The following is a 22,884-nucleotide window of genomic DNA, read 5'->3' as shown; positions in this document are numbered from 1 at the left end:
CTATTTGTTGCAGATAAGAATTCAGTTTTTAGCTAATTTGTTATCACTTAAAGGAATAAAGAATATTTTTTTATTCCTTTAGCCATATTGCTCCTTCAGGTATCACTGTCATCTCAGCCGCCCGAGTGCGCTGAGGGTCGCAATAATAGCGAATGACATTGTTAACCGAGCGGAGTGAACCCATGGCGATAACCTTTTCTTCTATGAATCTTGCCAGCGCAGCCCGCGGCTTTTTGCTGCCTGGTGGGGCGCTGCTGGCTCTGTCATTGCTGGCCACCAGTGCACATGCTGTTGATGTGACTGTCGCCTACCAAACCTCTGCGGAGCCGGCCAAGGTCGCCCAAGCGGATAACAGCTTTGCAAAGTTTTCCGGTGCCAAGGTGGATTGGCGCAAATTTGATAGCGGCTCCAGTGTTGTCAGAGCACTGGCTTCAGGTGATGTGCAGATTGGTAACATCGGCTCCAGCCCACTGGCAGTTGCTGCCAGCCAGAATGTCCCAATTGAAGTGTTTTTGCTGGCCTCCCAACTGGGCAGCTCTGAAGCCTTAGTGGTCAAAAAAGAGATCAAAACGCCGCAGGATTTAATTGGCAAGCGCATTGCCGTGCCGTTTATCTCCACCACCCACTACAGCCTACTGGCTGCGCTGAAGCATTGGGGCATCAAGCCGGAGCAGGTCACTATTCTGAACTTACAACCGCCAGCGATTGCTGCGGCTTGGCAACGCGGTGATATTGATGGCGCGTATGTTTGGGCACCTGCGGTGAATGAATTAGCCAAAACCGGTACTGTCCTGACTGATTCTGCACAAGTGGGTCAATGGGGCGCGCCAACACTGGATGTCTGGGTGGTGCGCAAAGACTTCGCCCAAGCCCATCCTGAGGTGGTGACCGCCTTTGCTCGCAGTGCCTTGGCGGCGCAAAGCGCTTATTTGGCGCAACCGGAACAATGGCTTAAAAATCCTGAACATCTGAGTCAACTTGCGCGCTTAAGTGGTGTTCCCGCCGAGCAGGTGCCGGAGTTGGTGAAAGGCAATACTTACCTGCCCGTGGCTGACCAGATAACCCAGTTAGGTCAGCCGGTGAACCAAGCTATTCGTGACACGGCCGCATTTCTGAAAGAGCAGGGGAAAATCCCGCAGGTTGCCAGTGATTATCGTGATTTTGTCACAGACCGCTTTGTGAAAGAAGTTCAGACCCAACCACAGTCCTAGGAGCCATCATGTTAAATGTGCGCGGCCTGTGGGCTGAATATCAGGGCAAACCGGCCTTACAGGATGTGTCATTGCAAATCGCATCCGGACAGTTGGTCGTGGTATTGGGGCCATCAGGTTGCGGCAAAACCACTTTGCTCAACTTAATTGCCGGATTTATCGAGCCTTCAGCTGGCAGCATCACTCTGGATGATATTCCGGTTCATGGCCCCAGTGCCGAGCGGGGAGTGGTGTTCCAGCATGAGGGTTTACTGCCGTGGCGCGATGTGGTCAGTAATGTCGAATTTGGCCTGCAACTGGCGGGGTTCAGTCAGCAGCAGCAGCGGGCCACGGCACTGAAAATGCTGAATCGCGTTGGCTTGGCCGGTTTTGAACATCATTTTATTTGGCAGCTTTCCGGCGGGATGCGCCAGCGCGTGGGCATAGCTCGGGCGCTGGCCGTGGAGCCGCGTCTATTACTGCTCGATGAGCCGTTCGGCGCGCTGGATGCTTTCACTCGCGAACAGATGCAAGAGCTGCTGCTCACTATCTGGCGTGATACCGGCAAACAAATTTTGCTGATTACCCACGATATTGAAGAAGCCGTCTTCCTGGCCAGCGAATTATTGTTGCTGTCGCCGGGGCCGGGGCAGGTTGTCGAGCGGTTATCACTGAACTTTGGCCAGCGCTATGCCGAGGGTGAAGCCTGCCGCAGCATTAAGTCTGATCCGGAGTTTATCGCCCGCCGTGAATATGTGCTGGGTAAAATCTTCCAGCAGCGGGAGGCACTAATATGAGCCTGCACAGTACCTTACGCGACGGCAATTTACGCCAACCCGTGGCCGTGCCGGCACCAGCGACGGCGCGCAGCGCGACGAAAAAAAGCGCCCGCCGGTTAGCGGTCAATAAAGGGCTATGGCTCAGCATCGCCACATTAGCAAGTGTGGTGGCGCTATGGTGGGCAATTACGGCTCTCCAGCTTATCAGCCCGCTATTTCTCCCCGCGCCACAGCAGGTTTTGCATCAGTTACGGGTGATTGCCAGCCCGCAGGGGTTTATGGATGCCACACTATGGCAGCATTTGGCGGCCAGTTTAGGGCGAATTCTTATTGCGCTGTTAGCCGCTGTCGCACTCGGTGTCCCTACTGGGATTGCCATGGGGCTGAGCCGCACGGTGCGCGGGGTGCTGGATCCGCTGATTGAAATTTATCGGCCGGTGCCGCCGCTCGCTTATTTGCCACTCATGGTCATCTGGTTCGGTATCGGCGAGACGTCAAAAATCCTGTTGATTTATCTGGCGATATTCGCGCCGATAACCCTGGCCGCCGTCGCCGGAGTGCGCAGCGTTGCACAGGTGCGGGTGAGAGCCGCCCGCGCATTGGGGGCCAGCCGCTGGCAGGTTTTATGGTTTGTCATCCTGCCCAGCGCATTACCGGAAATCCTAACCGGTATTCGCATTGGCTTGGGGGTCGGTTGGTCGACACTGGTGGCCGCTGAGCTGATTGCTGCCACGCGCGGGTTGGGCTTTATGGTGCAATCCGCCGGTGAGTTTCTGGCCACCGACGTGGTGGTGGCGGGCATCAGTGTGATTGCGATTATCGCTTTTGGCATGGAATTAAGTTTACGGGCGATTCAACGCCGGCTAACACCTTGGTATGGAGCACAACAATGAATGAACGTTTGGTCGTGACCCCGTTGGGGCCGTATATCGGCGCACTGGTTGAGAATATTAATATCGCCCGCCCATTAGGCGACAGTCAGTTTGAGCAGCTTTATCACGCGCTGCTCAAGCATCAGGTGCTGTTTTTCCGCCAGCAGCCGATAACGCCCTTACAGCAGCGCGATTTAGCCGGGCGTTTTGGCGATTTACACATTCATCCGGTTTATCCTCATGCTAAAGAGTGTGAAGAGATTATTGTGTTAGATACTCACGATAATAATCCGCCGGATAATGATAACTGGCACACCGATGTCACCTTCATCGAGAACCCGCCGTTAGGCGCGATATTGGCGGCCAAGCAATTACCGACCACTGGCGGCGATACTTTATGGAGCAGCGGCATCGCCGCGTATGAAGCACTTTCTGCGCCCTTTAAACAGCTATTGGCGGGGTTACGCGCTGAGCATGATTTCGCCCACTCTTTCCCCGAGCACAAACATCGCGCAACGCCAGAAGAGCATCAGCGCTGGCTGTTAGCCAAAGAGAAAAATCCGCCGCTGCTGCATCCGGTGGTACGCACCCACCCGGTGAGTGGGCGTCAGGCATTGTTTGTTAATGAAGGATTCACCACCAGAATTGTTGATGTGAGTGATAAAGAGAGTGATGCTTTATTGCGCTTTCTGTTTGCGCACACCACCAAACCTGAATTCCAGGTGCGCTGGCGCTGGCAGCAAGATGATATTGCGATTTGGGATAACCGCGTTACCCAACATTATGCTAATGCTGATTATCTGCCGCAGCGGCGCATTATGCACCGCGCGACTATTTTGGGGGATAAGCCAGTATATCGGCCTTAATGGGGTATTTTATTGGTTATCCAGCAGCTGGCGGGCGGCGGTTTCGACGGCATCGACAGTGATATCATCAACTTGCAGCCCCTTATGCAACAAAATGTGGCGGGTTAGCGGATACCAACGGCGATATTTCTCTGGCCGAGATTCAAACAACGCCACCACCGGGATTTGCAGCGCGGAACTGATATGCACCGGCGCACTGTCGGCAGAAATGACCATATCCAGTTGGCTTGCTGCGGCCACAAATTCATCGACTGAGGGGGTTAATAAAGCGCGCCCTTTGATGCTCGCCAGTTGTTGCTCACTCGGGGGATCATTGGGGTCATAGAGAATCACTGCATCAGCTTGGTCACTGAGTTTTAGTGCCAACTGCTGCCATTTCTCCCAGCTCCAACGCCGCTGCGGGGCTTTGTTCGAGACAAACAAACCAACCCGTGGCCGCTCTTTGTGACCTAACTCTGCCTGCCATTTCGCCTGTAATGCGGGGTCAGGATAGAGATGCAACTTGAGCGTATTGATATCGACCGAGTTTAATTCGGGCAGCAAGGCAAAGCCGGAGAGTGCCTCATGGCGCATCGGGCGGCTGGCAACATGCTCAGGGTTGCGGTCATCAAATTCAGTGACGGTAGTATGCCAACGGCTATCGACCACATTCAGTTGTTTGGCGAACTGAATACTGTTCTTGCTCATGCCGCCGTTCGGGATAATCAGTAGATCAAAGCGCAACCGGCGTAATTGCCAAATCAGGGCCAGCCGGTCAAAAATAGCTTTCACCCGGCCTGACTTTTGGTTTCGCTCACATTGTTTACTGTAAACGTAAGTGTGAATTGCGCTGACATCAGGATTACGTGCCAGTGCTGCCCGATTATATTTGTTGGCTAAGACATGAATCTCAGCCGAAGGCCAGCGCTGTTTTAGTGCGTGTAATAAAGCAGTGGTGCATATCATATCGCCAAGGAAATCAATTCGGATGACCAAAATGCGCTGCATTTATACTTCTTCCCAGAAATAGTTTTTATAGCTTATTAGACATTAAAATCTTCGAAGTAATAACAAAAATAAATCTTAATTTAATATCTATTTATGTGATAAAGACTCAAGCAGGGCATAACACGTGAAAGTTAGCGTGCTATGCCCTGCATTATGGCGGGGAAAACCGATTACTCCGCTTCAAATTGCTTGGTGATGTCTTCCAGCTGTTCTTGGGCGTCCAACCACTGCATTTCAGTCTCTTCCAGCTTGGATTTGACTTGCGTCTGCTGCTGTAGACATTGGGTCAAATCCGCCTTACGGGCAATATCGTATAAGGCAGAGTCAGCCAATTGCTCTTCGATGGCGGTCAGTTCTGCGCTGAGTTTATCCATTTGCTTTTCCAGCGTCATAATTTGTTTGCGCAAAGGCTGAGTTTGGCTACGGAATTCAGCAGCACGGCGTTTTTGATCTTTACGTTGCTGCGCGCTGTTGCCGGATAACTCTTTGGTGGGGTTATCCTGCTGACTTTGCTGGCGCTGAATGTCGACCAAAAATTGCTGATAATCTTCTAAATCACCATCAAACTGCTCTACTTTGCCATCGTGTACCAGATAGAGGTCATCGGTGGTTGAGCGCAATAAGTGGCGGTCATGGGACACCACCACCAATGCGCCCTCGAAATCAATCAGGGCTTCGGTCAGAGCCTGGCGCATATCAAGATCAAGGTGGTTAGTTGGTTCATCCAGCAGCAATAGATTCGGGCGCTGCCAGATAATCAGTGCCAACACCAGACGCGCTTTCTCACCGCCAGAGAAGCGGGCGGTCGGGTCGGTCACCTGATCGCCTTGAAAACCGTAGCCCCCGAGATAATCGCGTAGCTGTTGTTCCGGCTCTTTGGGAGCCAGGCGGCTCATATGTTGGAGTGGGGATTCATCAGCGCGTAAGAATTCAAGCTGATGCTGGGCGAAGTAACCCAGCTTAATCCCTTTGGACAGGCCAATTTCACCACTTTGTGGCGCTAAAGTTCCGGCTAACAGCTTGATTAGCGTTGATTTACCGGCACCATTGCGGCCTAACAAGCCAATACGCGAGCCCGGCACCAGATTGAGTTTGATGGACTCTAAAATCGTGCGCTCGCCATAGCCAGCACTGACTTTGTCCATTCGTAGCAGCGGGTCAGGCAGGCTTTCTGGGGTGCGGAAACTGAAGTGGAATGGATTATCCACATGAGCGGGCGCAATCAGCTCCATGCGCTCCAGCATTTTAATGCGGCTTTGGGCCTGCTTGGCTTTGGTGGCCTGCGCCCGGAAACGGTCAATGTAACTTTGCAGATGCGCGACTTTCTCTTGCTGATGCTGATACATCGACTGTTGCTGCGCCAGTTTGGTCGCCCGCTGGCGTTCGAAGGATGAATAATTACCGGTATATTCATTCAGCGTCTGCTGTTCAATATGTAAAATCTTATCAATAATAGGATCAAGGAAATCGCGGTCATGGGAAATCAGCACCAATGTGCCGGAGTAGTTTTTCAGCCATTTTTCCAACCAGATGACGGCATCCAAATCCAAGTGGTTGGTGGGTTCGTCCAGCAGCAGTAAGTCGGAGCGACAAATCAACGCCTGCGCCAGATTAAGGCGCATCCGCCAGCCGCCAGAAAACGAGCGCACCGGCTGTTGTAATTGATCTTGAGAAAAGCCCAGCCCGTGTAGCAAACTGGCAGCACGCGACTGAATGGTCCAGGCATGGATGGCATCCAGCTTGCCATGCACGGTGGCAATAGCATGGCCGTCATTTTTTTCGTTGGCGGCCTGCAGTTCGGCCTCCAACTGGCGATATTCGCGGTCACCGTCGATAACATACTCTATCGCCGGTACATCCAGTGCCGGGGTCTCTTGGTTAACCCAAGCCAGCGCCCAGTTACTGGGAAAAGCGGCATTGCCGCCATCGGCGCTCAGTTCGCCTTTGAGCAACGCCAGCAGAGTGGATTTACCACAGCCGTTTTTGCCGACCAGCCCGACCTTTTGGCCAGGATTAATCGTTGCTGTTGCATTGTCCAGCAAGACGCGAGTACCACGTCGAATTTGTAGCGAGGAAAAAACAATCATAGAGTGCCGTATGTTTAGAGTATGTTAAATTATTATCCCCGTGGTGCTTGCCGCTGCCGACTGGCGACGCCAATGACTGTGGGTACAAATATGAGTCTTTTTTGGTCTTTGCGAAGCATGGTAACGGAAAAACCGGGCCCTGACGACGCTTTGGAGGGGAATGATGTCGCAGCTACCGAAGGTTTTGCTGTTGTATGCCCATCCGGAATCACAGGATTCGGTGGCTAATCGGGTTTTACTGCAACCGGTGCAGCACTTAGAACATGTTACTGTGCACGATCTCTATGCACATTATCCGGATTTTTTTATTGATATTCACCACGAGCAGCAATTGCTACGTGAACATCAAATTATTGTATTTCAACACCCTCTTTACACCTACAGTTGCCCGGCATTGCTGAAAGAATGGTTGGATCGTGTGCTGGCGCGTGGCTTTGCCAATGGTGTCGGTGGGCATGCCCTGACCGGGAAATACTGGCGTTCAGTGATTACCACCGGTGAGCCGGAAGGCGCCTATCGGGCAGGGGGATATAATCGCTATCCGATGGAAGATATTCTACGGCCGTTTGAATTGACGGCAGCTATGTGCCATATGCATTGGATGAGTCCGATGATTATATATTGGGCGCGCCGCCAGAAACCGGAAGTGTTAGCCAGCCATGCACAAGCTTATGCGCAGTGGTTGCAGTCACCGCTATCGACGGGAGGGCACTGATATGGAAGGCTCGGCGCTACTGACCGCTATCTTACTTTTTTTATTTGCTGCTGTGGTGGCGGTTCCGATTGCTCAGCGCCTGGGGATCGGCGCGGTATTGGGCTATTTGATCGCCGGTATTGCTATTGGCCCTTGGGGCTTAGGGTTTATTCGTGATGTTGACGAAATCCTCCACTTCTCCGAGCTGGGTGTTGTTTTTCTGATGTTTATCATTGGCTTGGAGTTGAACCCTGCCAAGCTTTGGCAACTGCGGCGCTCTATTTTTGGTGTCGGTGCCGGTCAGGTAGTGATAACCGCGGCGGTGCTGGGGGCATTGCTCTATTTCACTCAATTTGCCTGGCAAGCGGCGGTGATTGGCGGTGTCGGTTTGGCGATGTCTTCAACGGCCATGGCATTGCAATTGATGCGCGAAAAGGGCATGAACCGCAACGAAGGCGGCCAGCTCGGTTTCTCGGTCTTGCTATTCCAGGATATGGCGGTAATCCCAGCATTGGCGCTGATTCCTATTTTGGCCGGCGGCGGCGGGGCAGCCAATGACTGGGCACGGATTGGTATTAAGGTCGCGGCTTTTGCTGGCATGCTGATTGGCGGGCGATATTTGCTGCGCCCGCTGTTTCGCTACATTGTGGCCTCCGGTGTGCGGGAAGTGTTTACCGCTGCGGCTTTGCTGGTGGTTTTAGGCTCGGCGTTGTTTATGGATGCCCTGGGCCTGTCTATGGCATTGGGGACATTTATCGCGGGCATTTTACTGGCTGAAAGTGAATTCCAGCATGAACTGGAAATTGCCATCGAACCCTTTAAGGGGTTGTTACTTGGGTTGTTTTTCATCTCAGTCGGGATGGCCCTGAACCTCGGCGTCCTGTTCACTCACCTGTGGGACGTGCTGCTAGGTGTGTTAGCTTTGGTCTTTATCAAAGGCACGGTGCTGTATGGTTTAGCGCGAACATTTGGTTTGCGCCGTTCAGTGCGGCTGCAATTTGCCGGCGTGTTGAGTCAGGGTGGTGAATTCGCTTTCGTGTTGTTCTCTGCGGCCTTCTCTCAGCACGTGTTGGATGCGGAACAGCTGGCATTGCTGTTGGTGGTGGTCACACTCTCAATGATGACAACGCCATTATTGATGCAGGGGATTGACCGGATTTTAGTCCGCCGCTACAACGCACAAGAAGAGAGTGATGAAAAACCGTTTGTTGAAGACAATAACCCGCAGGTGATTATTGTTGGTTTTGGGCGTTTTGGTCAGGTGATTGGCCGCTTGCTGATGGCGAACAAAATGCGGATCACGGTGTTGGAGCGCGATGTCAGTGCCGTCAGTGTGATGCGCAAATATGGCTATAAAGTTTACTATGGCGATGCCACTGAGCTAGAACTGCTGCGCGCCGCTGGAGCAGAGAAGGCCAAAGCTATCGTGATTACCTGTAATGAGCCGGAAGACACCATGACTTTGGTCCATTTATGCCAACAACATTTCCCTAATCTGCATATTTTAGCCCGTGCCAGAGGGCGGGTAGAAGCCCATGAATTGCTGCAAAACGGCGTGAAAGATTTTACGCGCGAAACTTTTTCCAGTGCGCTGGAACTGGGGCGTAAGACGTTGCTGGGGTTAGGCATGCATCCGCATCAGGCCTACCGGGCGCAACAACATTTCCGTCGTCTCGATATGCGCATGTTACGGGAATTGGTGCCGCAGCATCATGGTGATGTCGCGCAAATTTCCAGAGTTAAAGAAGCCCGCCGTGAACTGGAAGATATTTTCCAACGCGAAATGCTGCATGAAAGTCGGCAGTTAGATGGCTGGGATGAATACGAATAATGCCGGAGATAATGATGACAACCCCGTCGAGTCACAAGACGAAAACCCGTAAAAGATTCATTGCTGGCGCGGTCTGCCCACAATGCAAGGCATTGGATACCCTGGCTTTATGGCGTGAAGATCAGGTTGAGGTGGTGGAGTGTGTAAAGTGCGGTCACCATCAGCGTCAAACGGACGAACAAGTTAAACAGCATGTTCGTGCCAATGAGCAAGTGATCGGTATTTTCCATCCAGAGTAGCGTTATCCCACGCGATTTTTTATGCTGATGGGTACAGCGGTGCAGATTTCCGCTACAATCTGTGCCAATTTTTGTTCCAAGGGTAGGAGATATCATGAAAGTAGCAAAAAACTTGGTGGTCAGCCTGGCTTACCAGGTACGTACAGAAGACGGTGTGTTAGTTGATGAGTCTCCGGTGAGCGCGCCGTTGGACTACCTGCACGGACACGGTTCCCTGATCGCTGGTTTGGAAAAAGCGCTCGAAGGCCACGAAGCTGGCGACAGCTTTGATGTGCGTGTGAATGCTGACGAAGGTTACGGCAGCTATGATGAAAATCTGGTGCAGCGCGTACCTAAAGACGTCTTCATGGGTGTTGACGAGCTGGAGGTTGGCATGCGTTTCCTGGCAGATACCGACCAAGGCCCAGTGCCGGTTGAAATCACTGCGGTTGAAGATGAGCACGTCGTGGTTGATGGTAACCATATGCTGGCGGGTCAGGATTTGAACTTCCACGTCGAAGTGGTTGCTATCCGTGAAGCAACCGAAGAAGAACTGCAGCATGGTCACGTACATGGTGAGCATGATCATCACCATGAACACGGTGACGGTTGCTGCGGCGGCCATGGCCATGATGAAAGTGAGCACGGTCATGAGCACGGCAAAGGCGGTTGTGGTAAAGGCGGCTGCGGCTGCCACTAAAATCTGATCTGGTGACTTTACCGGCTCAGTCAAAAGCCAGCCTTGCGGCTGGCTTTTTGCTATCAGCGCGACGGAGTTATTCTGTCTGCGCCACTGATTGCCAATGTGATGCTAATAGTGCGGAGGCGGTGCTTCTTCTGCTGGCGAGGCCATCATAGAAGACTGAGATTCTCGCAGTTTATCGGTCAATAATCGTAGATGCTCCCGCAGTTTGGTTATTTCCATCTGGTGCTCCGTCACGATCAAATTGAGCTCCTCAATAGTCACTTCCTGAAATGCCAGCCGGCTCTCTAGCATTTCCAGCCGTTGTTCAAACAGGGATTGTTCCATTTTAGTTACCTCTTATGACTGCAAACCATATCCTTTGGCCACTTTCCATCCAGTGATAATATGGGAAAAGGCAGGGGGGGATTCTACCTGTAAAACGCCATGATGACCCCGCAAGGGTCAAGATATCGATAAAACGAAACTTCTTGTAGTAAAAAAAGTCTTAATATCACTTAATAGCAGCTGCATAGAGATTGTTTTGTGTTCGCACAGACAGTTATAGTACAAATTACACTTATAATCGTTGCTTGGGGTAAGTGTCCTTAAGCCAATGGAGAAATGGATGAAATCACTGTTTAAAGTAACGCTACTGGCTACGACCATGGCGCTGACCCTGAATACCTCTGCTACTTTTGCTGCTGAAACAGCTAAAACTGCTGATGCCGCAGCAACGACAAATAGCGCATTTAAGAATGATGACCAGCAATCAGCATATGCATTAGGTGCTTCCCTAGGGCGTTACATGGATAACTCCCTGAAAGAACAGGAAAAACTTGGCATTAAACTGGATAAAGACCAGCTGATCGCGGGTGTACAGGATGCCTTTGCGAGCAAAAGCAAACTGACTGACGAAGAAATCGAAAAAACCTTGCAAGGTTTTGAAGCGCGCGTAAAAGCTTCTGCTCAGGCCAAAATGGAGCAGGATGCCAAAGAAAACGCCGATAAAGGCGCGAAATACCGTGAAACCTTCGCAAAAGAAAAAGATGTGAAGAAAACCGCATCTGGCCTGCTGTACAAAGTAGAGAAAGTCGGTACCGGTGATGCGCCAAAAGACAGCGACACCGTTGTAGTTAACTACAAAGGGACACTGACCGATGGGACTGAGTTTGATAACTCTTACAAACGTGGTGAGCCCCTGTCTTTCCGTCTTGATGGTGTTATCCCAGGCTGGACCGAAGGCCTGAAGCAAATCAAGAAAGGCGGCAAGATAACGCTGGTTATCCCACCAGAGCTGGCTTACGGCAAAACTGGCGTCCCAGGTATTCCAGCCAACTCTACTCTAGTATTTGATGTCGAGTTGCTGGATGTGAAAGCCGCGCCTAAGGCTGATGCTCAAGAACAGCAACCTGCTGCTGCGGATACAAAAGCTAAGAAGTAATTTAGCGTATTGGTTGCCGTAGAGTAGTGCCCGGTGATACTCATAACCGCCGCGATAATTGTCGTGGCGGTTTTTTTTGCGGTATATCTATCAATTCGCACTTCCGCTCGTTGATAACTTGACGATTTATAGCTTGTGGGCTTAACGTCAATACCACGCGCGAACGCAAGGATTTTATCTCGGCATATTTGCTAGACTTAAAGTCTAAGATATTGAGTTATGAGTCTGCCAACGATATTGAGACAGGCTTTACGTAGAGGATGGTGTCTTCGATGTCTAATTCGCTTCTCAGTAGCGAAACCAGTGAACTGGATTTACTGGATGAACGTCCGTTCAGTCAGACGGACCATGAAATACTCAAGTCATATGAAGCTATCGTTGATGGCTTGGCGATGCTTATTGGCAGCCACTGTGAGATTGTCCTGCATTCACTGGAAGACCTGAAAAGCTCTGCAGTCAGAATTGCCAATGGTGAACACACCGGCCGGCAGATTGGTTCCCCAATAACCGATCTGGCCCTGCGGATGTTGCACGACATGGCGGGGGCTGACAGCAGTGTTTCAAGGGCTTATTTCACGCGGGCCAAAAGCGGTGTGCTGATGAAATCAGTCACTATCGCCATCCGTAACCGCGACCAGCGGGTTATTGGTTTGCTGTGCATTAACATGAATCTGGATGTGCCTTTCTCACAAATCATTCAGACATTTATGCCGCCGGAAACCCAAGAAGTCCCTTCCTCCGTCAACTTTGCCTCATCAGTTGATGACCTGGTAGCACAGACATTGGAGTTCACCATTGAGGAAGTAAATGCCGATCGCAATGTTTCTAACAATGCAAAGAACCGTCAGGTGGTTCTCAATCTATACGAAAAAGGTATTTTTGATATCAAAGATGCCATTAATCAGGTTGCTGAGCGGCTAAATATTTCTAAACACACCGTTTATCTCTACATTCGCCAGTTTAAAAGTGGCGATCTTATTGGGCATGATCGTTGATGTCAGGGGTGAATAGGGCGAAATACTGCCTGCTGGTGACGGGGCCAGCATACGGCACCCAGCAGGCCAGCAGTGCCTATCAGTTTGCACAAGCTGTGATAAATTCCGGTCATCATTTGGTTAGTGTTTTCTTCTATCGTGAAGGTGTTTTGAATGCTAACCAATTAACTGCCCCGGCTAATGATGAATTTGACTTGGTGCGCGCATGGCAAAAATTGGCGACTGAACAGGCTGTTACATTGAATGTCTGTGTGGCGGCGGCATTGCGGCGCGGCATTAGTGACCAACATGAAGCTGACCAACTCAATTTAGCGGCGGCGAATCTGCAACCCGGTTTTACCCTAAGCGGCTTGGGGGCACTGGCAGAAGCGGCATTAACCTGTGACCGTATGGTGCAATTCTAATGGCCATGAAGCGCATCGCTTTTGTTTTCACCCAAGGCCCTCATGGTAACTCGGCGGGGCGGGAGGGGTTGGATGCTTTGCTCGCCACATCAGCGTTGAGTGAGGATTTAGGCGTATTCTTCATCTCTGATGGCGTATTGCAATTGCTCCCTCAGCAGCAGCCAGAAAAAATTCTTGCCAGAAACTATATCGCCACTTTCGGTGTCTTACCCCTGTACGATGTCGAGAATTATTATATCTGTGAAGCCTCATTGCAGCAGCGCGGATTAAGCGAAGTGACGGATTGGGTACTTGATGTCGAGGTATTATCTCCGGTAAATTTACGCCGCCAATTGGCAAATTATGAAGTTGTGCTGACTTTTTAATGGGATTTGGGAAGCCATAATGCTTTATACCGTCAGTCATTCCCCTTATCACTGCGATTTATCGGCATTACTGAGATTAGTCACAGCTGAAGATGAAATTCTATTTCTGCAAGATGGGGTGATGACTGTTTTGAAAAATAGTGAAAGTCTTAACCTATTGTTAAATAACCCCACTTCGCTATTTGTATTGGAAAATGATGTTATTGCGCGCGGCTTATCTGGTCAAATTTCAGACAGCGCTACGCTAATCGGTTATAATCAATTCGTGGATTTGACCCTAAAACATCAGCAGCAACTGGCATGGTAATGCAGTCAATGCTGTATATTTCTTGACACCTTAGATAGTCAGCCATAAAATTCTGCGTCCTCGTTCTCTGCCTGTTGTGCAAACGAGGGGGATTTATCACGTGTTTACGAAGCAAAAAACCAGGAGCTTTTTTAATAATGGCAACGATTAACCAGCTGGTTCGCAAGCCACGCAGCATGAAGGTTGCTAAAAGCAACGTTCCTGCGCTGGAAGCATGCCCGCAGAAACGTGGTGTATGTACCCGCGTATATACAACCACTCCGAAAAAACCTAACTCCGCACTGCGTAAAGTTTGCCGTGTGCGTTTAACTAACGGTTTTGAAGTCACCTCCTACATTGGCGGTGAAGGTCATAACCTGCAGGAACACTCCGTGATCCTGATCCGTGGCGGTCGTGTTAAAGACTTGCCAGGTGTGCGTTACCACACCGTTCGCGGCGCGCTTGACTGCTCAGGTGTTAAAGACCGTAAGCAATCACGTTCTAAGTACGGCGTGAAGAAGCCAAAGGCTTAATGGTTCTCCGTTAAGTAAGGCCAAACATTTTCACATTAATGTCAAAATAAACTCTTAGAGTTTTGGACAACCCTGAATTAACAACGGAGTATTTCCATGCCACGTCGTCGTGTAATTGGCCAACGTAAAATTTTACCAGATCCTAAGTTCGGATCTGAATTGTTGGCTAAATTTGTAAATATCCTGATGGTAGATGGTAAAAAATCTACTGCAGAAGCAATCGTCTATACCGCGCTGGAGACCCTGGCTCAGCGTTCTGGTAAAGATTTTCTGGAAGCTTTCGAAGTAGCTCTGGACAACGTGCGCCCGACTGTCGAAGTTAAGTCTCGCCGCGTTGGTGGTTCTACTTATCAGGTACCAGTTGAAGTTCGTCCGGTTCGTCGTAATGCCTTGGCAATGCGCTGGATCGTTGATGCTGCTCGTAAACGCGGTGATAAATCCATGGCTTTGCGCTTGGCGAATGAACTGTCTGACGCAGCAGAGAACAAAGGTTCTGCTGTTAAGAAACGTGAAGACGTTCACCGTATGGCCGAAGCTAACAAGGCGTTCGCCCACTACCGCTGGTAATCCCACGCGATAGTTTTGCTAACCATGCGGGTGCTCAACAGCCAACCCGCATGGGTTAACCGAACGAACGCCCTAGGAATAGAGGAATCAAATGGCTCGTAAAACACCCATTGAGCGCTATCGTAATATCGGTATCAGCGCTCACATCGACGCCGGTAAGACAACCACTACCGAACGTATCCTGTTTTACACCGGTGTAAATCATAAAATCGGTGAAGTTCATGACGGCGCAGCCACCATGGACTGGATGGAACAGGAGCAGGAGCGTGGTATTACCATTACTTCTGCGGCTACTACCTGCTTCTGGTCTGGTATGGCTAAACAGTACGAACCACATCACGTCAATATCATTGACACCCCTGGGCACGTTGACTTCACCATCGAAGTAGAACGTTCCATGCGTGTTCTTGATGGCGCGGTAATGGTTTACTGTGCAGTTGGTGGTGTTCAGCCACAGTCTGAGACCGTATGGCGTCAGGCGAACAAATATAAAGTTCCACGTATCGCGTTCGTTAACAAAATGGACCGTATGGGTGCGAATTTCCTGAAAGTTGTTGGTCAGATTAAATCTCGTCTGGGCGCGAATCCAGTTCCATTGCAACTGGCTATCGGCGCGGAAGAGAAATTCACCGGTGTTATCGATCTGGTGAAAATGAAAGCGATCAACTGGAATGATGCTGATCAGGGCGTGACCTTCGAATACGAAGATATCCCGGCTGATATGGTTGAACTGGCTAAAGAATGGCACCAGAATCTGGTTGAATCTGCTGCAGAAGCGTCAGAAGAGCTGATGGACAAATACTTGGGCGGCGAAGAGCTGACCGAAGAAGAAATCAAGAAAGCTCTGCGTCAACGCGTTCTGCGTAACGAAATTATCTTGGTTACCTGTGGTTCTGCGTTTAAAAACAAAGGCGTACAGGCAATGCTGGATGCAGTTATCGACTATCTGCCAGCACCAACTGATGTCGAAGCAATCAATGGTATTCTGGACGACGGTAAAGATACTCCGGCAGTTCGTCATTCTGACGACAAAGAGCCGTTCTCTGCACTGGCGTTCAAAATTGCTACCGACCCGTTTGTGGGTAACTTGACGTTCTTCCGTGTGTACTCTGGTGTTGTAAACTCCGGTGACACTGTGCTGAACTCAGTACGTTCACAGCGTGAGCGTCTGGGCCGTATCGTACAGATGCACGCCAACAAACGTGAAGAGATCAAAGAAGTTCGTGCCGGCGATATTGCAGCAGCGATTGGTCTGAAAGACGTGACGACGGGTGACACTCTGTGTGATCCTGCTAGTCCGATCATCTTGGAACGTATGGAGTTCCCAGAGCCAGTAATCTCTGTTGCCGTTGAACCAAAAACCAAAGCCGACCAAGAAAAAATGGGTATGGCTCTGGGTCGTCTGGCAAAAGAAGATCCATCATTCCGCGTTTGGACTGACGAAGAATCTGGTCAGACTATCATCGCAGGTATGGGTGAGCTGCACTTGGATATTCTGGTTGACCGTATGCGCCGCGAATTTAACGTGGAAGCAAACGTCGGTAAACCTCAGGTTGCCTACCGTGAAACTATCCGCGAAACCGTTAAGGACGTGGAAGGTAAGCACGCTAAACAATCAGGCGGTCGTGGTCAGTACGGTCATGTTGTTATCGACATGTCTCCGTTGCCACCGGGTGGTGCTGGATATGAATTCGTCAACGAAATCGTTGGTGGTTCTATTCCTAAAGAGTTCATCCCTGCTGTTGATAAAGGTATCCAGGAACAACTGAAAGCCGGTCCTCTGGCTGGTTACCCGGTTGTTGACGTTAAAATCCGTCTGCACTACGGTTCTTACCATGACGTTGACTCCTCAGAATTGGCGTTTAAATTAGCCGGTTCTATCGCCTTTAAAGAAGGGTTCAAACGAGCTAAACCAGTTCTGCTTGAGCCAATCATGAAGGTTGAAGTCGAAACCCCTGAAGATTACATGGGTGACGTAATGGGCGACCTTAACCGTCGTCGTGGTATCATCGAAGGTATGGAAGATACTGCTACCGGTAAAACCGTTCGCGTCAAGGTTCCGTTGTCTGAAATGTTCGGTTATGCTACTGACCTGCGTTCTCAGACTCAGGGCCGTGCTTCTTACTCTATGGAATTCCTGGAGTATGCAGAAGCACCTAGTAACGTCGCTAAAGCCGTTATCGAAGCCCGTGGCAAATAAGCTTTCGGGTTTAAAACAATGATCCAGTGCTCTCTCATCAGTGGGAGAGCACAAGAGTAAGGAATATAGTCGTGTCTAAAGAAAAATTTGAACGTACCAAACCCCATGTAAACGTCGGTACTATCGGCCACGTTGACCATGGTAAAACTACCCTGACTGCAGCAATCACCACCGTTTTGGCTAAAACCTACGGCGGTAGCGCTCGTGCTTTCGATCAGATCGATAACGCACCAGAAGAAAAAGCACGTGGTATCACCATCAACACTTCTCACGTTGAATATGACACCCCGTCACGCCACTATGCGCACGTTGACTGCCCAGGGCACGCCGACTACGTTAAAAACATGATCACCGGTGCTGCTCAGATGGACGGCGCTATCCTGGTTGTTGCTGCAACTGATGGCCCTATGCCACAGACTCGTGAGCACATCCTGTTGGGTCGTCAGGTTGGCGTTCCTTACATCATCGTATTCATGAACAAATGTGACATGGTTGATGATGAAGAGTTGCTGGAACTGGTAGAAATGGAAGTTCGTGAACTTCTTTCTGCTTACGATTTCCCAGGCGATGACCTGCCAGTTGTCCGTGGTTCTGCTCTGAAAGCGCTGGAAGGCGAAGCTGAGTGGGAAGCTAAAATCATCGAACTGGCTGGCTACCTGGATTCTTACATCCCAGAACCAGAACGTGCTATCGACAAGCCGTTCCTGCTGCCAATCGAAGACGTATTCTCCATCTCCGGCCGTGGTACTGTAGTGACTGGTCGTGTAGAGCGCGGTATCGTTAAAGTTGGTGAAGAAGTAGAAATCGTTGGTATCAAAGATACTGCTAAATCTACTTGTACTGGCGTTGAAATGTTCCGCAAACTGCTGGACGAAGGCCGTGCTGGTGAGAACGTGGGTGTTCTGCTGCGTGGTATCAAACGTGAAGATATCGAACGTGGTCAAGTACTTGCTAAACCAGGTTCTATCAAGCCACACACTACCTTTGAATCAGAAGTTTATATTCTGAGCAAAGATGAAGGCGGCCGTCATACTCCGTTCTTCAAAGGCTACCGTCCTCAGTTCTACTTCCGTACTACTGACGTAACCGGTACCATCGAACTGCCAGAAGGCGTTGAAATGGTGATGCCAGGTGACAACATCAACATGGTTGTTACTCTGATTCACCCAATCGCGATGGACGACGGTCTGCGTTTCGCAATCCGTGAAGGCGGCCGTACTGTAGGCGCTGGTGTTGTTGCTAAAGTTATCGCTTAATTGTTTTATTGATTAATTATTTTATTGATCAAGTAGAGGGCGCTTCGGCGCCCTTTTTTATTGCCCAAAGTTAATAATCTTAATTGAAATAACTCGCATTCTTATTTACACTAGAAATACTGGTTAAGAAGTGAGTCATTTTATGTATGTTTGCCTGTGTAATGCGGTATCAGACAAAGTTATCCGTAAAGCTGTACGTCAGCACCATCCACATACCATCCAGCAGTTGCGTCAATTAGTCCCAATTGGCACCGACTGCGGGAAGTGCATTCGACAGGCCAGAGAAATCTTGATTGAGGAACGAGCTAATATTCCAGAAATGAATGATGTTGCCTAATAGTTAGCAGGGAGAAGTTTTCCCCACACTTTGCCATCTGGTACTACACTTTTAGTACTGGAAGCGGAGGGTATAGCTATGAAAGGTGATAAAAAGATAATTGCACATCTCAATAAACTGCTCGGCAACGAGTTAGTTGCCATCAATCAATATTTTCTCCACGCCCGCATGTTTAAAAACTGGGGATTGATGCGCCTTAATGATAAGGAGTATAACGAGTCCATCGATGAAATGAAACATGCGGATAAATATATCGAGCGCATCTTATTCCTCGAGGGCATACCTAACTTACAGGATTTAGGTAAGCTGAATATTGGGGAGGATGTTGAGGAGATACTGAAGTCAGATTTGGCCCTCGAATTGGCTGGTGCTAAGGATCTGCGTGAGGGGATTGCCTACGCGGACTCTATTCATGACTATGTTAGCCGCGATTTGCTGAAAGAAATTCTGGCCGAAGAAGAAGGGCACATTGATTGGCTTGAGACCGAGCTTAGTCTGATTGACCGTCTGGGAATACAAAACTACTCCCAAGCCCAGCTGGCAAAAGACTAATTCCTCGCAGTTTATCCAGCAATAATATTTCTAGTCAAAAGAGTGAGCGCGGTATTGGCCTCACTCTTTCTCTTCATTAAAGTCCTTCAAATAGCTTTATTCTTTCTCGATTAAATTATCTAGTAAGTTTTTGCATAGATTTTCAACACCAGCTTGCTTCCTGCTGGTATTTACGTATAATGCGCGGGCCTACCTAATCTTGATAGGTCAGATTGAAACTAATCTGTCGGTTGCAGCCTAGTGTTGGAGCCGAACAATACTCCCGATATGGGGGTTATATGTTGAACGATTACACTCCCCCATCAATCGAAATGGGTGCGAGGAGTAATCATTTACGTTTATAAATAATTGGAGCTCTGGTCTCATGCAGAACCAAAGAATCCGTATCCGCCTGAAAGCGTTTGATCATCGTTTGATCGATCAATCAACTGCGGAAATCGTCGAGACTGCCAAGCGCACTGGTGCGCAGGTTCGTGGTCCGATCCCGCTGCCAACTCGCAAAGAGCGCTTTACTGTTCTGGTTTCTCCGCACGTCAATAAAGATGCGCGCGATCAGTACGAAATTCGCACTCACAAGCGTCTGGTTGACATCGTTGAGCCAACCGAGAAAACCGTTGATGCTCTGATGCGTCTGGATCTGGCTGCCGGTGTAGACGTGCAGATCAGCCTGGGTTAATCAGGTCATTGAGCGATTGAGAGGTTGAAACAATGATTGGTTTAGTCGGTAAAAAAGTGGGCATGACTCGTATCTTCACTGAAGATGGCGTTTCAATCCCAGTAACTGTTATCGAAATTGAAGCGAACCGCGTAACTCAGGTCAAAAGCCTGGAGAACGACGGATACCGTGCTGTGCAAGTAACTACCGGTGCTAAAAAAGCTAACCGCGTTACTAAACCAGAAGCGGGTCATTTCGCGAAAGCTGGCGTAGAAGCTGGCCGTGGTCTGTGGGAATTCCGCCTTGCAGAAGGTCAAGAATTTACTGCTGGTCAAGAAATTAGCGTCGAAATTTTTGCAGACGTTAAGAAAGTCGACGTTACAGGTACGTCTAAAGGTAAAGGTTTTGCCGGTACTGTTAAGCGCTGGAACTTCCGTACCCAAGATGCTACCCATGGTAACTCCTTGTCTCACCGCGTTCCGGGTTCTATCGGTCAAAACCAGACTCCGGGCAAAGTGTTCAAAGGCAAGAAAATGGCTGGCCACCTGGGTGACGAGCGTGTAACCGTTCAAAGCCTGGATGTAGTACGTGTTGACGCTGAGCGCAACCTGCTGTTGGTTAAGGGTGCTGTACCGGGCGCAACCGGTGGCAACCTGATCGTTAAACCAGCTGTGAAGGCGTAAGGGGATAGCAATGGAATTAGTATTGAAAGACGCGCAAGGCGCGCTGACTGTTTCCGAAACTACCTTCGGTCGTGATTTCAACGAAGCGCTGGTACATCAGGTTGTTGTTGCTTATGCAGCAGGTGCCCGTCAAGGTACCCGTGCTCAGAAGACCCGCGCTGAAGTGACTGGTTCCGGTAAAAAACCGTGGCGCCAGAAAGGTACCGGCCGTGCGCGTTCTGGTTCTGTAAAGAGCCCGATCTGGCGTTCAGGTGGTGTGACCTTCGCTGCGAAGCCTCAGGACCACAGTCAAAAAGTAAACAAAAAGATGTACCGCGGCGCGCTGAAAAGCATTCTGTCCGAATTGGTACGTCAAGATCGTCTGATCATTGTCGAAAAATTCTCTGTTGAAGCACCTAAAACTAAGTTGCTGGCGCAGAAATTGAAAGATATGGCTCTGGAAGATGTGCTGATCGTAACGGGTGAACTGGACGAGAACTTGTTCTTGGCAGCTCGCAACCTGTACAAGGTTGACGTTCGCGATGTAGCCGGTATCGACCCAGTTAGCCTGATCGCCTTCGACAAAGTGGTTATGACTGCTGATGCTGTGAAGCAAGTTGAGGAGATGCTGGCATGATTCGTGAAGAACGTCTGCTGAAAGTACTGCGCGCGCCGCATGTATCTGAAAAAGCGTCCGCTGCGATGGAAAAGAATAACACCATCGTTCTCAAAGTTGCCAAAGACGCGACCAAAGCAGAAATTAAAGCTGCAGTGCAGAAACTGTTTGAAGTCGAAGTCGAAGACGTTAACACCTTGCTGGTTAAAGGCAAGAGTAAGCGTCACGGTCAGCGTGTTGGTCGTCGTAGCGACTGGAAAAAAGCTTACGTCACCCTGAAAGAAGGCCAGAATCTGGACTTCATCGGCGGCGCAGAGTAAGTCGGAGGAGTAAACAATGGCAATTGTTAAATGTAAACCTACATCTCCGGGTCGTCGCCACGTTGTTAAAGTGGTTAACCCTGAGCTGCACAAGGGTAAGCCTTATGCCCCGTTGCTTGAGAAATTAAGCAAAAGCGGTGGCCGTAACAACAATGGCCGTATCACTACCCGTCATATCGGTGGTGGCCACAAGCAGCATTATCGTCTGGTTGACTTCAAACGCAACAAAGATGGTATCCCTGCAGTGGTAGAGCGTCTGGAGTACGATCCGAACCGTTCCGCGAATATCGCGTTGGTTCTGTACAAAGACGGCGAACGCCGTTATATCCTGGCGCCTAAAGGCCTGAAAGCTGGTGACCAGATTCAATCTGGTGTTGATGCTGCAATCAAGACAGGTAACACCCTGCCGATGCGCAACATCCCAGTTGGTTCAACGGTTCATAACGTAGAAATGAAACCAGGTAAAGGCGGCCAAATGGCTCGTTCTGCTGGTGCATACGTTCAGATCGTTGCTCGTGACGGTTCCTACGTTACTCTGCGTCTGCGCTCCGGCGAAATGCGCAAGGTTCAAGCTGATTGCCGCGCCACCTTAGGTGAAGTCGGTAACGCTGAACACATGCTGCGTGTCCTGGGTAAAGCAGGTGCCAGTCGTTGGCGTGGTATTCGTCCTACCGTTCGCGGTACGGCGATGAACCCGGTAGATCACCCACACGGTGGTGGTGAAGGTCGTAACTTTGGTAAGCACCCGGTAACTCCGTGGGGCGTTCAAACCAAAGGTAAGAAGACCCGTAGCAACAAGCGTACTGATAAGTTCATCGTACGTCGCCGTAGTAAAAAATAATTAGAGGATAAGCCATGCCACGTTCTCTCAAGAAAGGTCCCTTCATTGACCTGCACTTGCTGAAGAAGGTAGAGAAAGCGGTGGAAAGCGGAGACAAGAAGCCAATTCGGACTTGGTCCCGTCGTTCAACGGTCTTTCCAAATATGATCGGTTTGACCATCGCTGTCCATAATGGTCGTCAGCACGTTCCTGTTTTTGTTTCCGATGAAATGGTCGGTCACAAATTGGGTGAATTCGCGCCGACCCGTACTTATCGCGGCCATGCGGCCGATAAAAAGGCTAAAAAGCGCTAAGGTAGGAGGAAGAGATGGAAACTATCGCTAAACATCGCCACGCTCGTTCTTCTGCTCAGAAGGTTCGCTTGGTAGCGGACCTGATTCGCGGTAAGAAAGTGTCGCAAGCTCTGGAAACTCTGACCTATACCAACAAAAAAGCTGCTGGTTTGGTTAAGAAGGTACTAGAGTCTGCCATTGCTAACGCAGAACACAACGATGGCGCTGACATCGATGATCTGAAAGTCACGAAGATCTTCGTAGACGAAGGCCCTAGCATGAAGCGCATTATGCCGCGTGCAAAAGGTCGTGCAGATCGCATCCTGAAGCGCACCAGCCACATTACTGTGGTTGTGTCCGATCGCTGAGACTC

29 protein-coding genes are annotated in these 22,884 nt (G+C 49.9%); 26 read left to right on the top strand and 3 right to left on the bottom strand.

The annotated features are described in order from the left end of the window. The first annotated feature begins 182 nt into the window (after window positions 1–182). Genes tauA through tauD form a run of 4 tightly spaced genes read left to right on the top strand, consistent with a single transcriptional unit; the run spans window position 183 to window position 3,707 of the window. A complete protein-coding gene (tauA, locus tag D5F51_RS20745; protein WP_162301806.1) occupies window positions 183–1,211 on the top strand; it encodes a taurine ABC transporter substrate-binding protein in 1,029 nt (342 codons plus the stop codon). An 8-nt stretch (window positions 1,212–1,219) separates the two neighbouring features. After that, complete coding sequence (tauB, locus tag D5F51_RS20740) at window positions 1,220–1,987, top strand: taurine ABC transporter ATP-binding subunit (protein ID WP_129198803.1); 768 nt, start codon at window positions 1,220–1,222, stop codon at window positions 1,985–1,987. After that, window positions 1,984–2,862: a taurine ABC transporter permease TauC gene (gene tauC, locus D5F51_RS20735; protein ID WP_129198801.1), complete on the top strand. Its 879-nt coding sequence runs from the start codon at window positions 1,984–1,986 to the stop codon at window positions 2,860–2,862. Before tauB ends, tauC begins: the two co-directional genes overlap by 4 nt. Next, window positions 2,859–3,707, top strand: a complete 849-nt coding sequence (gene tauD / locus D5F51_RS20730; protein ID WP_129198799.1) for a taurine dioxygenase — start codon at window positions 2,859–2,861, stop codon at window positions 3,705–3,707. Before tauC ends, tauD begins: the two co-directional genes overlap by 4 nt. A gap of 9 nt (window positions 3,708–3,716) precedes the next feature. Here tauD and D5F51_RS20725 read toward each other — a convergent pair whose 3' ends face one another. Further along, entirely contained in the window at window positions 3,717–4,694 is a 978-nt protein-coding gene (locus D5F51_RS20725; RefSeq protein ID WP_129198797.1) for a glycosyltransferase family 9 protein, read from the bottom strand. A 170-nt stretch (window positions 4,695–4,864) separates the two neighbouring features. Beyond that, entirely contained in the window at window positions 4,865–6,781 is a 1,917-nt protein-coding gene (locus D5F51_RS20720; RefSeq protein ID WP_129198795.1) for an ABC transporter ATP-binding protein, read from the bottom strand. Window positions 6,782–6,944: 163 nt separating this feature from the next. Here D5F51_RS20720 and kefG point away from each other — a divergent pair, with 163 nt between their 5' ends. The 4 genes from kefG to slyD all read left to right on the top strand — a co-directional run bounded on the left by kefG (window position 6,945) and on the right by slyD (window position 10,224). Continuing rightward, window positions 6,945–7,496, top strand: a complete 552-nt coding sequence (gene kefG / locus D5F51_RS20715) for a glutathione-regulated potassium-efflux system ancillary protein KefG (protein WP_025376641.1) — start codon at window positions 6,945–6,947, stop codon at window positions 7,494–7,496. Window position 7,497: 1 nt separating this feature from the next. After that, window positions 7,498–9,306 carry a glutathione-regulated potassium-efflux system protein KefB gene (gene kefB, locus D5F51_RS20710; RefSeq protein ID WP_129198793.1) on the top strand — a complete coding sequence of 603 codons (1,809 nt, stop codon included), beginning with the start codon at window positions 7,498–7,500 and terminating at the stop codon, window positions 9,304–9,306. Between the two features lie 14 nt (window positions 9,307–9,320). Then, on the top strand, window positions 9,321–9,545 hold the full coding sequence (locus tag D5F51_RS20705; protein ID WP_025376643.1) for a YheV family putative zinc ribbon protein: 225 nt from the start codon (window positions 9,321–9,323) through the stop codon (window positions 9,543–9,545). Window positions 9,546–9,639: 94 nt separating this feature from the next. Beyond that, the gene (slyD, locus tag D5F51_RS20700) at window positions 9,640–10,224 is read left to right on the top strand and encodes a peptidylprolyl isomerase (RefSeq protein ID WP_129198791.1); all 585 of its coding nucleotides are present in this window, start codon (window positions 9,640–9,642) and stop codon (window positions 10,222–10,224) included. Window positions 10,225–10,335: 111 nt separating this feature from the next. Here the strand turns inward: slyD and D5F51_RS20695 are convergent, their stop codons facing one another. Next, window positions 10,336–10,554 (bottom strand): protein SlyX, encoded by a 219-nt coding sequence (locus tag D5F51_RS20695; RefSeq protein WP_025376645.1) that lies wholly within the window; start codon window positions 10,552–10,554, stop codon window positions 10,336–10,338. Window positions 10,555–10,834: 280 nt separating this feature from the next. Between D5F51_RS20695 and fkpA the strand changes: the two genes are divergently transcribed. The 18 genes from fkpA (at window position 10,835) to rplV (ending at window position 22,879) form a co-directional block, all read left to right on the top strand. Then, window positions 10,835–11,650 (top strand): FKBP-type peptidyl-prolyl cis-trans isomerase, encoded by an 816-nt coding sequence (gene fkpA, locus D5F51_RS20690; RefSeq protein WP_129198789.1) that lies wholly within the window; start codon window positions 10,835–10,837, stop codon window positions 11,648–11,650. Window positions 11,651–11,922: 272 nt separating this feature from the next. After that, the gene (locus tag D5F51_RS20685) at window positions 11,923–12,645 is read left to right on the top strand and encodes a helix-turn-helix transcriptional regulator (RefSeq protein ID WP_025376647.1); all 723 of its coding nucleotides are present in this window, start codon (window positions 11,923–11,925) and stop codon (window positions 12,643–12,645) included. Between the two features lie 8 nt (window positions 12,646–12,653). Beyond that, window positions 12,654–13,049 carry a sulfurtransferase complex subunit TusD gene (gene tusD, locus D5F51_RS20680; RefSeq protein ID WP_025376648.1) on the top strand — a complete coding sequence of 132 codons (396 nt, stop codon included), beginning with the start codon at window positions 12,654–12,656 and terminating at the stop codon, window positions 13,047–13,049. Further along, window positions 13,049–13,414, top strand: a complete 366-nt coding sequence (gene tusC, locus D5F51_RS20675) for a sulfurtransferase complex subunit TusC (protein ID WP_129198787.1) — start codon at window positions 13,049–13,051, stop codon at window positions 13,412–13,414. Before tusD ends, tusC begins: the two co-directional genes overlap by 1 nt. 19 nt (window positions 13,415–13,433) lie before the next feature. Next, complete coding sequence (tusB, locus tag D5F51_RS20670) at window positions 13,434–13,721, top strand: sulfurtransferase complex subunit TusB (RefSeq protein WP_025376650.1); 288 nt, start codon at window positions 13,434–13,436, stop codon at window positions 13,719–13,721. 137 nt (window positions 13,722–13,858) lie between these two features. Continuing rightward, a complete protein-coding gene (gene rpsL / locus D5F51_RS20665; protein WP_002212323.1) occupies window positions 13,859–14,233 on the top strand; it encodes a 30S ribosomal protein S12 in 375 nt (124 codons plus the stop codon). A gap of 96 nt (window positions 14,234–14,329) precedes the next feature. Next, window positions 14,330–14,800, top strand: coding sequence for a 30S ribosomal protein S7 (gene rpsG / locus D5F51_RS20660; protein ID WP_002212324.1), 471 nt, complete (start codon window positions 14,330–14,332; stop codon window positions 14,798–14,800). A 91-nt stretch (window positions 14,801–14,891) separates the two neighbouring features. Then, on the top strand, window positions 14,892–17,000 hold the full coding sequence (fusA, locus tag D5F51_RS20655) for an elongation factor G (protein ID WP_025376651.1): 2,109 nt from the start codon (window positions 14,892–14,894) through the stop codon (window positions 16,998–17,000). Window positions 17,001–17,071: 71 nt separating this feature from the next. After that, window positions 17,072–18,256, top strand: coding sequence for an elongation factor Tu (tuf, locus tag D5F51_RS20645; RefSeq protein ID WP_050076773.1), 1,185 nt, complete (start codon window positions 17,072–17,074; stop codon window positions 18,254–18,256). Window positions 18,257–18,398: 142 nt separating this feature from the next. Next, window positions 18,399–18,593 (top strand): bacterioferritin-associated ferredoxin, encoded by a 195-nt coding sequence (bfd, locus tag D5F51_RS20640; RefSeq protein ID WP_004391429.1) that lies wholly within the window; start codon window positions 18,399–18,401, stop codon window positions 18,591–18,593. A 78-nt stretch (window positions 18,594–18,671) separates the two neighbouring features. Beyond that, window positions 18,672–19,145, top strand: a complete 474-nt coding sequence (bfr, locus tag D5F51_RS20635; RefSeq protein WP_129198785.1) for a bacterioferritin — start codon at window positions 18,672–18,674, stop codon at window positions 19,143–19,145. 364 nt (window positions 19,146–19,509) lie between these two features. Further along, window positions 19,510–19,821, top strand: coding sequence for a 30S ribosomal protein S10 (gene rpsJ, locus D5F51_RS20630; RefSeq protein ID WP_118785242.1), 312 nt, complete (start codon window positions 19,510–19,512; stop codon window positions 19,819–19,821). A gap of 32 nt (window positions 19,822–19,853) precedes the next feature. Further along, window positions 19,854–20,483 carry a 50S ribosomal protein L3 gene (gene rplC / locus D5F51_RS20625; protein ID WP_004718579.1) on the top strand — a complete coding sequence of 210 codons (630 nt, stop codon included), beginning with the start codon at window positions 19,854–19,856 and terminating at the stop codon, window positions 20,481–20,483. A 10-nt stretch (window positions 20,484–20,493) separates the two neighbouring features. Next, window positions 20,494–21,099, top strand: a complete 606-nt coding sequence (rplD, locus tag D5F51_RS20620; RefSeq protein WP_019213299.1) for a 50S ribosomal protein L4 — start codon at window positions 20,494–20,496, stop codon at window positions 21,097–21,099. Beyond that, a complete protein-coding gene (rplW, locus tag D5F51_RS20615) occupies window positions 21,096–21,398 on the top strand; it encodes a 50S ribosomal protein L23 (protein WP_005159841.1) in 303 nt (100 codons plus the stop codon). The genes rplD and rplW overlap by 4 nt, the downstream gene beginning before the upstream one ends. Window positions 21,399–21,414: 16 nt before the next feature. Further along, the gene (rplB, locus tag D5F51_RS20610) at window positions 21,415–22,239 is read left to right on the top strand and encodes a 50S ribosomal protein L2 (protein ID WP_025376653.1); all 825 of its coding nucleotides are present in this window, start codon (window positions 21,415–21,417) and stop codon (window positions 22,237–22,239) included. 14 nt (window positions 22,240–22,253) lie between these two features. Next, a complete protein-coding gene (gene rpsS / locus D5F51_RS20605) occupies window positions 22,254–22,532 on the top strand; it encodes a 30S ribosomal protein S19 (protein WP_002213430.1) in 279 nt (92 codons plus the stop codon). Between the two features lie 14 nt (window positions 22,533–22,546). After that, the gene (gene rplV / locus D5F51_RS20600) at window positions 22,547–22,879 is read left to right on the top strand and encodes a 50S ribosomal protein L22 (RefSeq protein WP_002223844.1); all 333 of its coding nucleotides are present in this window, start codon (window positions 22,547–22,549) and stop codon (window positions 22,877–22,879) included. Window positions 22,880–22,884: the final 5 nt, after the last annotated feature.

It is taken from the genome of Yersinia hibernica (assembly GCF_004124235.1).
Lineage (GTDB): Bacteria > Pseudomonadota > Gammaproteobacteria > Enterobacterales > Enterobacteriaceae > Yersinia > Yersinia hibernica.
The sequence above is the reverse complement of the archived record's forward strand: the minus strand, read 5'-3'. Positions and strand labels throughout refer to the sequence as shown.